A 9,438-nucleotide genomic window follows, 5' to 3' on the forward strand; every position below is an offset into this window, starting at 1 on the left:
GGGGTGCGCGCGGCGAATCTCGTACGGGAGGCCGTGGCGGGGGAGAGCGGGGCGGCCTCCCGCTTTCTCGACTCCCTGGCCGATCGCCTCACCATAGGCGTGGCCTCGGTCGTCGCCGTCCTCGACCCCGGCTGTGTGGTGCTCGGCGGTGAGGTCGGGCAGGCGGGCGGCGCCGTGCTCGCGGCCCGGGTCGCCGAGCGGCTCGGACGGATGTCGCCGCTGCCGACCGAGGTGCGGGCGAGCGTGCTCGGCGGTGGCGCCGTGCTGCGCGGTGCGCTGCTGATGGCGCGGGACGCCGCTCAGGACGAGCTGTTCGGGCCGCCGTCCTCGCGGTAGGCCCGCCTGGCGAAACGGTCACCCGCCGTGGCCGGATCCCCCGGCACGGCGGTTCATCGCACCCGTCCGCCACCGAACCGTTCGGTCAGGAACTCCTCGAACGTGCCCTTCCCCACGGCCCGTTCCGGCGTCAGGTGACCACCGGCCCGGAACCCGCGGTACCCCTTGCCGGCGAGCGGGACGTTCACGATCGGCCGACGGCGGCCGGTGGCCGCCAGGTAGGCGCGGGCCAGCTCGGGGAGCGTACGGACCTCGGGCCCGCCCATGTCCGCGACCCGCCCGGCGGGGGCGCCCGCGGCGAGTTCGGCCAGGCGGTCGGCGACCTCGGCGACGGCGATCGGCTGATCGCTCACCCCGGCCGGCAGGAGCATGACCGGAGGCTTGGACAGCACCTGGAAGACCATCACGAGCAGGTCGTGGAACTGGGTCGTGCGCAGGACCGTCCAGCCGAGCCCCGAGTGCTCGATCTGCCGCTCCACGGCCAGTTTGGCCCGGTAGTAGCCGAGCGGCACCCGGTCGACGCCGACGATCGAGATGTGGAGCAGATGGCCCACGCCCGCCCTGTGCGCGGCCGGAATCAGGTTCGCGGCCGCCTGCTCGTCGCCCCCGCGCGGTGTGCTCGCGCAGTGCACGATCGTGTCGACGCCCGACACGGCCGCGTCCAGGCCGTCGCCGCCCTCGCGCAGATCCACGGTGTACGACGGGCCGCGCCGACTGAGCACCCGCACCTTGTGCCCGTCCGTGCGCAGCCGCTCGGTGACGAGCCGGCCGAGCGTTCCGGTTCCGCCCGTCACCAGGACCGTGGTCATGCTGTTCCGCCCTTCGGGACAGTGGGCGCCCCTCGTGGAGTCTCCCTACGCCGGCTTCGACGGAACGGTTCCCGGAAATGTGACATCGAGGACTGGAACGGCAGTTGGCGGCAGTTGGCCTTGCTGGGGGCCGACAGGCCGGCCGTCCCCCCTCGTGGACCCGGCGACGGGCAAGGGCCTTCGTCACCGCCGCCGGGTCGCTCTTGGGCGCGAGGCGCAATGGCAGACCTTAAGAGGACTAGACCACCACGGTCAATAAGTCCGTACCAATTCAACGGACTGTTGAAGTGCGGCGGTTGAGATTCCGCCGGCTGTCCGGGAAGTTCAGTCTGGGTGCCTGTGAGGCACCCCACAGCAGTCCGTCGCATGAGTGACGATCAGACGTGGCACACTGACCCTGTACCAGAAGCAGCGCACTCCGGGGTCGGTGAAAGTCCGAACCGGCGGTTACAGTCCGCGACCCGGTCGCTTCCAGCGATCGGTTGACCAGGTGAAATTCCTGGACCGACGGTTAAAGTCCGGATGGGAGGCAGTGCGCGGCGGGCGGGCATGCGTGCGCGCCGCCGTCTGTTTGTGGTCCGTCCTCAAGACGGGCCCTCTGCGGCGTCGCTCCCCGTGCCGTTGTCCGCTCAGTCTGTCGTCTTCGACAGCCCCGGAGTCCGAGCCCTATGAGGCAGGAGGACCCGGGAAGTGTTCACCGGAATCGTCGAAGAGCTGGGTGAGATCACCGCCGTCGAGAACCTCGGCGACTCCTCCCGCTTCCGCCTGCGTGGCCCCCTCGTCACGCAGGGCGCGCAGCACGGTGACTCCATCGCCGTCAACGGCGTCTGTCTCACGGTCGTGGAGCACGAGGACGACTGGTTCACCGCCGACGTCATGGCCGAGACGCTCCAGCGCTCCAGCCTCGGCGCCCTGACCGTCGGCTCCCGCGTCAACCTCGAACGCCCCATGGCGGTCGGCGCGCGCCTCGGCGGCCACATCGTGCAGGGTCACGTCGACGGCACGGGCACGGTCCTCGAACGCAAACCGTCCGAGAACTGGGAGATCGTGAAGATCTCGCTCCCCGCCGACCTCTCCCGGTACGTCGTGGAGAAGGGCTCCATCACGGTCGACGGCATCAGCCTCACCGTCGTCGACGCGGGCCCCGACCACTTCACGGTCAGCCTCATCCCGACCACCCTCGCCCTCACCACCCTCGGCCACAAGCAGGCGGGCGACCCGGTCAACCTGGAGGTCGACGTCATCGCCAAGTACGTCGAGCGGCTGCTCGGCGACCGCGGGGCCAGTCAGGGGGCCGACCGGTGAACTGGCTCAACTCCGAGGCGTTCACGCTGTTCGGCCAGCACATTAAGTGGTCGGACATGATCGGCAACCTGATCGGCCTGATCGGGCTCGCGCTCGGCTGGCGCCGCTCCATCTGGACCTGGCCCGCACAGTTCCTGTCCGGTGTCATCCTCTTCACGGCCTTCGTCACCGCCCACCTCTCCGGCAGCGCCGGCAAGCAGGTGGTCGTCATGCTCGTCGCGGTCTACGGCTGGTGGCAGTGGAACCGCGGTCGCGGCCGGTCCGAAAACGGTGGCGACGGCCACATCGCCGTACGGTTCGCCACCTGGCGCGAGCGCGTACTCCTCGTCGCCTCGGCCGCGCTCGGCACAGTCGCCGTCGGCAGCCTGTTCACCGCCTACCCGGCCCTCTCCTGGGACCCCTGGCCGGACGCGTACATCTTCGTCGGCACGATCGTCGCCATGTACGCCCAGGCGCGCGGCATGGTCGAGTTCTGGTTCGCCTGGCTGCTCGTCGACCTCGTCGGCGTGCCGCTGAACTTCGGATCCGGCTTCGCGTTCTCCGGTTTCGTCTACGTCGTCTACGGCGCGCTCGTCCTGTGGGGCATGCGCGACTGGTGGCTGCGCTCCCGGCAGCCCGCCCTGGAAGGAGTTCCCGCATGACCACGGCGCCGATCCTCTACAGCACGAACACCGCCGAAGACTTCGCGGACTTCACCCTCGACCCGGTCGAACAGGCCATCGCCGCCATCGCGGCGGGCCGCCCGGTCGTGGTCGTCGACGACGAGAACCGGGAGAACGAGGGCGACCTCGTCATCGCCGCCGAGAAGGTCACCCCCGAGATCATCGCCTTCATGATGAGCGAGTGCCGGGGCATGATCTGCGCGCCCATGGAGGGCGACGAGCTCGACCGGCTCGAACTGCCCCAGATGGTGCAGCACAACACCGAGTCGATGCGCACCGCCTTCACGGTCACCGTCGACGCCTCACCCGAGCACGGCGTCACCACCGGCATCTCCGCCTCCGACCGCGCCACCACGCTCCAGCTGCTGGCGAGCGGCACGGCGCAGCCCGGCGACTTCGTGCGCCCCGGCCACATCTTCCCGCTGCGGGCCCGGCCCGGCGGCGTGCTCGTGCGCAACGGCCACACGGAGGCCGCCGTCGACCTCGCTCGGCTCGCCGGACTGCGCCCCGCGGGCGCCATCGTCGAGATCGCCGGCGAGGACGGCCGCATGCTGCGCCTGCCCGATCTGATCCCGTTCGCCCGCAAGCACGGACTGTCGATCATCTCCATCGAGGATCTGATCACCTACCGCCGCTCGCTTGAGCCCTCCACTCAAGCCTCCTCTGAGCGCGCCATGTTGCCGCAGCAGGTGGCACCCCCGTCCGAGCCCACCGTCCGCCGCGAGGCCAGGACACATCTGCCCACCGCCTTCGGGGCGTTCACGGCGCACGGCTACCGCTCCACCGCCGACGGCGTCGAGCACGTCGCCCTCGTCCACGGCGACATCGGCGACGGGCAGGACGTCCTCGTCCGGGTCCACTCCGAGTGCCTCACCGGCGACGTCTTCCACTCCCTGCGCTGCGACTGCGGCCCTCAGCTGGAGACCTCGCTGCAGCGGATCGCGGCCGAAGGCCGGGGCGTGGTCGTCTATCTGCGCGGCCACGAGGGCCGTGGCATCGGCCTGCTGTCCAAGCTGCGCGCGTACGAACTCCAGGAGCGCGGCAGCGACACCCTCGACGCCAACCTGGAGCTCGGCCTGCCCGCCGACGCCCGGGACTACGGCGCGGGCGCCCGGATCCTGGAGGACCTCGGCGTCCGCAGCGTACGGCTGATGACCAACAACCCCGAGAAGACAGACGCGCTCATCCACCACGGACTTACGGTCACCGGCCGAGAGCCGATGCCCGTACAGGCGGGCGAGCACAACCTCCGCTACCTGCGCACCAAGCGGGACCGGATGGGGCACGACCTGCCCTGGCTGGACACGACCACCGCGTCCACCTGCGGCAACCAGTAGAACCAGCACCCGGCAAGACGAGCACTCAGCAAGTCGAGCGAGCACGAGAACCAAGGAGCAACGTGAGCGGCAAGGGCGCACCCGAACTGAGCGTGAAGAACTGCGGCGACCTGCGCGTCGCGGTCATCGCCGCCCAGTGGCACGAGAAGGTCATGGACGGCCTCGTCGACGGCGCCCTGCGCGCCCTGCGCGAACTCGGCATCGACGAGCCGACCGTCCTGCGCGTCCCCGGCAGCTTCGAGCTCCCGGTCGTCGCCAAGGTCCTCGCGGGCCGCGGCTACGACGCGATCGTCGCCCTCGGCGTCGTCATCCGGGGCGGCACCCCCCACTTCGACTACGTGTGCCAGGGCGTCACCCAGGGCCTCACCCAGGTCTCCGTCGACACCGGCGTCCCCATCGGCTTCGGCGTACTGACCTGCGACACCGAGGAGCAGGCCCTGGACCGCGCCGGCATCGAGGGCTCCAGCGAGGACAAGGGGCACGAGGCGGTGACGGCCGCCGTGGCGACCGCCGCCACGCTCCGCTCAGTATCCGAACCCTGGCGTTAGGTCCGCCGGCACACGCGTAAAGTGGGCGCCACCATGTCCAAGAAGACGTTCGAGGAGCTCTTCACCGAGCTCCAGCACAAGGCCGCCCACGGCGATCCCGCCACCTCGCGCACCGCCGAACTCGTCGGCAAGGGCGTCCATGCCATCGGCAAGAAGGTCGTCGAAGAGGCCGCCGAGGTCTGGATGGCCGCCGAGTACGAGGGCAAGGACGCCGCCGCCGAAGAGATCTCGCAGCTGCTGTACCACGTCCAGGTGATGATGGTCGCGCGCGGGATCTCTCTCGACGACGTCTACGCCCACCTCTGAGCCGCACCCGCACACATTTCCGTACATCTCCACGCGAAGGAAGCCACCCTCATGCTGCGCATCGCCGTCCCCAACAAGGGTTCACTCTCCGGCCCTGCGGCGGAGATGCTGCATGAGGCGGGCTACCGGCAGCGCCGCGAGTCCAAGGAACTGCGCATCGTCGACCCGGCGAACGAGGTCGAGTTCTTCTACCTCCGCCCACGCGACATCGCGATCTACGTCTCCTCCGGCCGCCTCGACATCGGCATCACCGGCCGCGACCTGCTCATCGACTCCGGTGCCAAGGCCGAGGAGATCCTCCCGCTCGGCTTCGCCCGCTCGACCTTCCACTACGCCACCAAGCCCGGCACGGCGGGCGGCGTGGCGGACCTGAACGGCATGACGGTCGCCACCTCCTACGAGGGCATCGTCGCGGGGCACCTCGCCGACCACGGAATCGACGCCTCCGTCGTCCACCTCGACGGCGCCGTCGAGACCGCCATCGAGCTCGGTGTCGCCGAGGTCATCGCGGACGTCGTCGAGACCGGCACCTCGCTGCGCAACGCGGGCCTGACCGTCATCGGCGAGCCCATCATGAAGTCCGAGGCCGTCGTGGTCCGCCGCGTCGGCGCGGACGGCGAGGAGCCCAAGGTGCAGCAGTTCCTGCGCCGCCTCCAGGGCGTCCTCGTGGCCCGGACGTACGTGATGATGGACTACGACTGTCGCGTCGACCAGCTGGAGAAGGCCGTCGCGCTCACCCCCGGCCTGGAGTCGCCGACCGTCTCGCCGCTGCACAACGAGGGCTGGGTCGCCGTCCGCGCGATGGTCCCCGCCAAGGACGCCCAGCGGATCATGGACGACCTGTACGACATCGGCGCCCGGGCCATCCTGACCACGGCCATCCACGCCTGCCGTCTGTGACCTGAAGAGGACCGGTTCACGATGTCCGACCTGCCAGACCTTCCTGCTCTTCCCGTCACGTTCCGGCCGGGCCGCACCCGGGCCGTCCTGCTCACCGCGGGCGTGGCGATCTTCGTCGTCATCACGGTGATCGCGTTGCTCCTGGAGAAGCTCGGCCCCGGTGAGCGCATGAGCTTCGTGTTCACCGGCGCGCTGCTGTCCTGCGTGCTGCTCCTGCTCTCCCGGCCCAAGGTCGTCGCGGACGAGTCGGGAGTCACCGTGGTCAACATCGTCGGCAAGCGGCGCCTGGAGTGGGCGGAGATCCTCCAGGTGAACCTCCGCCCCGGCGACCCCTGGGTGTTCCTCAACCTCAGCGACGGCTCCAGCCTGCCCGCGCTCGGCATCCAGCCGGGCATCGCCAAGCAGCGCGCGATCGAGGACGCCCGGACGCTGCGGGCGCTCGCGGAGGCCCGCTCGATCGGAGACCCCGAGACGCATCAGGGGTGATTCATGGCACCTTCAGGGCGGACTCAGGGGACTCTCCCCTGCCGTACAACCCCATGTCTTGATTAATCTGGTGGCGGAGGCGTGTCCTTTGCGCCACCGCCCCTGTAGCGCCGCCCGGTGCGCAGGGGTTCCTGCTACCCGAGGAGTGACTCCCTCCGGCAATGGACGGATCGTCCTGTAGTACCTGCGCCGCCCCCTCCCGACATAGCACGGACCGCGTCCGTTCTGGCTGTGCCGAGGCGGCGGCATCATGACCATCCCCCTGCTGCTCCTCGGGGCGGCGTTCCTGCTGATTCTCGCGAACGGCTTCTTCGTGGCGGCCGAGTTCGGCCTCGTGACGGTCCAGAGGCCGGACGCGGAACAGGCCGCCGCCGAGGGCGACCGGCGGGCCCACAAGGTCGTGGGCGCGCTCAAGGAGCTGTCCTTCCAGCTCTCCGGCACCCAGCTCGGCATCACCATCACCTCGCTCGTCGTCGGCATGCTCGCCGAACCGGCGCTCGCGGAGGTGCTGCACGGCCCGTTCACCGCGATCGGCATACCCGAAGGCGCCGTCTCCGGTGTCAGCGTGGTCGTCGGCATGCTGCTGGCCTCGGCCGTGCAGATGGTGATCGGCGAGCTCGTGCCCAAGAACTGGGCGGTGTCGCGGCCGATGCAGGTCGCGCGCTTCGTCGCGGGCCCCCAGCACGTCTTCGCCCGCCTCTTCCGCCCGGTGATCGCCGGCCTCAACGCGGTCGCCAACCGGCTCGTGCGCGCCCTGGGCGTCGAGCCCGCCGAGGAGCTGGCCTCGGCCCGCACCCCCGGTGAGCTCGTCTCCCTGGCCCGGCACTCCGCCCAGGCCGGCACGCTGGAACAGGACACCGCGGACCTCTTCGTCCGGACACTGTCCCTGGCCGGGCTGACCGCGGAGAACGTGATGACGCCGCGCGTGAAGGTGAGCGCGCTCCAGTCGTCCGCCACGGCCGAGGACGTCGTGAACCTCACCCGCGCCACGGGCCTCTCGCGCTTCCCGGTCTACCGGGAACGCATCGACGAGGTCGTCGGCATGGTCCACCTGAAGGACGCGCTCGCCGTCCCCGCGCGGGATCGGTTGCGCACCCCGGTCGGGCGCATCGCGCAAGCACCCCTGCTCGTCCCGGAGACGCTGCCCGTGCAGCCGCTCCTGGCCCAGCTGCGCAGCGAACAGCCCATCGCGGTCGTCGTCGACGAGTACGGCGGCACGGCCGGCGTGGTGACCCTGGAGGACATCGTCGAGGAGCTGGTCGGCGAGGTGCGCGACGAGCACGACGGTCACGACCTGCCCGAACTCGCCACGGCCCCGCCCGAGGACGGGCGCCCCGCGTGGGACGCCGACGGCAGCTGCCGCGTCGATGTGCTCAAGCGCATAGGCCTCGATGTGCCCGAGGGCCCGTACGAGACGGTGGCGGGCCTAGTCGCCGACCTGCTCGGCCGCATCCCGGCCCCCGGAGACAGGGCCGATCTGCCCGGCTGGCGGCTGCTGGTGCGGGAGGTCGGCCACTATCGGGCGGAGCGGGTACGGCTTGTCCGGACGGCGCCGGCCACGGAGGAGGGTCCTGCTGCTGCGCAGGGTGCCTCCGCCAGGGAGACGGCGTCTGCGCCGCAATCCGCTGCACTCACCGACACCGACAACGACACCGACAACGAGCCGGCCACTCACATCGCTCCCGCTGTCGCTCCCACTCCTGTCGCGGAGGCGGCCCGATGAGCGTGCTTCAGCTTCTCTTCGCTCTGCTGCTCGTGCTCGCCAACGGCTTCTTCGTCGGCGCGGAGTTCGCCCTGGTCTCCGTCCGCCGCAGCCAGATCGAGCCACTGGGAACCGCGCGGGCGCGACAGGTGCTGTACGGCCTGGAGCGGCTGCCGCAGATGATGGCCGCCGCGCAGTTCGGCATCACCGTGTGCTCGCTGACGCTGGGCGCGGTGGCCGAGCCGACGGTGGCCAAGCTGCTTGAACCGGTGTTCGAGGCGGTGCATCTGCCGCACGGCATGATTCACCCGCTGGGGTACGTGATCGCGCTCGCCGTGGTCGTCTTCCTGCACCTCGTCATCGGTGAGATGGTGCCGAAGAACCTGGCGATGGCGGCGCCCGAGAAGACGGCGCTGTGGCTGAGCCCGGGACTCGTCGCGTTCGCACGCCTGTGCAGGCCGGTGACGGCGGCGCTCGGTGCCTGCGCGCGGGTCGTCCTGAAGCTCTTCCGGGTCGAGCCGAAGGACGAGGTGGAGGCCGTCTTCACCAGCGAGCAGCTCAACCGCCTCGTGGAGGACTCCGGGCAGGCGGGTCTGCTGGACCCCGAGGAGCAGGAACGCCTGGAGGATGCCCTGGAGCTGGGCTCCCGCCCGGTCACGGACGTCCTGCTGAACCGCGAGACGCTGGTGACGGTGGGTCCGTCGGTGACACCCGCCCAGGTCGTGGCGCTGACGGCCCGTACGGGCTACTCGCGCTTTCCGGTGGTGGCGGAGAACGGCGCCTTCATGGGCCGCTATCTGCACGTCAAGGACGTCCTCGACCTGGAGGACTCCGACCGTGCGGTCCCCCAGCAGATGTGGCGCCCCATGACCACGCTGGGCTCCGAACTTCCCTTGGACGACGCCCTCTCGGTCATGCGCCGCGCCGCCACCCACCTCGCCCAGGTGGCCGACGCCTCGGGCCGGATCGTGGGCCTGGTCGCCCTGGAGGACGTACTGGAACTACTGGTGGGCGAGGTACGCGACCCGGCCCACCGCACCCCGACCC

11 protein-coding genes and 1 riboswitch are annotated in these 9,438 nt (G+C 70.5%); of the genes, 10 read left to right on the forward strand and 1 reads right to left on the reverse strand.

The features are described from left to right. Window positions 1-336, forward strand: a 336-nt coding sequence (locus FPZ41_RS41720; protein WP_152869499.1) for an ROK family protein, incomplete at its 5' end; no start/stop codon positions are given. Between the two features lie 53 nt (window positions 337-389). Here the strand turns inward: FPZ41_RS41720 and FPZ41_RS41725 are convergent. Then, window positions 390-1,145 (reverse strand): SDR family oxidoreductase, encoded by a 756-nt coding sequence (locus tag FPZ41_RS41725; protein WP_152869501.1) that lies wholly within the window; start codon window positions 1,143-1,145, stop codon window positions 390-392. 409 nt (window positions 1,146-1,554) lie between these two features. Next, a riboswitch (FMN riboswitch) is annotated at window positions 1,555-1,685 on the forward strand. Between the two features lie 150 nt (window positions 1,686-1,835). Here FPZ41_RS41725 and FPZ41_RS41730 point away from each other — a divergent pair. The 9 genes from FPZ41_RS41730 to FPZ41_RS41770 form a co-directional block, all read left to right on the forward strand. Next, on the forward strand, window positions 1,836-2,450 hold the full coding sequence (locus FPZ41_RS41730; protein ID WP_322621405.1) for a riboflavin synthase: 615 nt from the start codon (window positions 1,836-1,838) through the stop codon (window positions 2,448-2,450). Next, the gene (locus FPZ41_RS41735; protein WP_322621406.1) at window positions 2,447-3,091 is read left to right on the forward strand and encodes a nicotinamide mononucleotide transporter family protein; all 645 of its coding nucleotides are present in this window, start codon (window positions 2,447-2,449) and stop codon (window positions 3,089-3,091) included. Before FPZ41_RS41730 ends, FPZ41_RS41735 begins: the two co-directional genes overlap by 4 nt. After that, on the forward strand, window positions 3,088-4,449 hold the full coding sequence (locus tag FPZ41_RS41740; protein WP_152869503.1) for a bifunctional 3,4-dihydroxy-2-butanone-4-phosphate synthase/GTP cyclohydrolase II: 1,362 nt from the start codon (window positions 3,088-3,090) through the stop codon (window positions 4,447-4,449). Before FPZ41_RS41735 ends, FPZ41_RS41740 begins: the two co-directional genes overlap by 4 nt. Window positions 4,450-4,511: 62 nt before the next feature. After that, window positions 4,512-4,997 (forward strand): 6,7-dimethyl-8-ribityllumazine synthase, encoded by a 486-nt coding sequence (ribH, locus tag FPZ41_RS41745; RefSeq protein WP_131564835.1) that lies wholly within the window; start codon window positions 4,512-4,514, stop codon window positions 4,995-4,997. 33 nt (window positions 4,998-5,030) lie between these two features. Beyond that, window positions 5,031-5,303 carry a phosphoribosyl-ATP diphosphatase gene (locus FPZ41_RS41750; protein ID WP_128789165.1) on the forward strand — a complete coding sequence of 91 codons (273 nt, stop codon included), beginning with the start codon at window positions 5,031-5,033 and terminating at the stop codon, window positions 5,301-5,303. Window positions 5,304-5,354: 51 nt separating this feature from the next. After that, the gene (hisG, locus tag FPZ41_RS41755; protein ID WP_131564837.1) at window positions 5,355-6,203 is read left to right on the forward strand and encodes an ATP phosphoribosyltransferase; all 849 of its coding nucleotides are present in this window, start codon (window positions 5,355-5,357) and stop codon (window positions 6,201-6,203) included. 21 nt (window positions 6,204-6,224) lie between these two features. Beyond that, window positions 6,225-6,689: a PH domain-containing protein gene (locus FPZ41_RS41760; RefSeq protein WP_152869505.1), complete on the forward strand. Its 465-nt coding sequence runs from the start codon at window positions 6,225-6,227 to the stop codon at window positions 6,687-6,689. A gap of 250 nt (window positions 6,690-6,939) precedes the next feature. Next, window positions 6,940-8,412, forward strand: coding sequence for a hemolysin family protein (locus FPZ41_RS41765; RefSeq protein WP_152869507.1), 1,473 nt, complete (start codon window positions 6,940-6,942; stop codon window positions 8,410-8,412). Next, window positions 8,409-9,438, forward strand: a 1,030-nt coding sequence (locus FPZ41_RS41770; protein ID WP_152869509.1) for a hemolysin family protein, incomplete at its 3' end; no start/stop codon positions are given. The genes FPZ41_RS41765 and FPZ41_RS41770, both read left to right, overlap by 4 nt.

The sequence above is a fragment of the Streptomyces acidicola genome (assembly GCF_009377235.1).
Classification (GTDB): Bacteria; Actinomycetota; Actinomycetes; order Streptomycetales; family Streptomycetaceae; genus Streptomyces; species Streptomyces acidicola.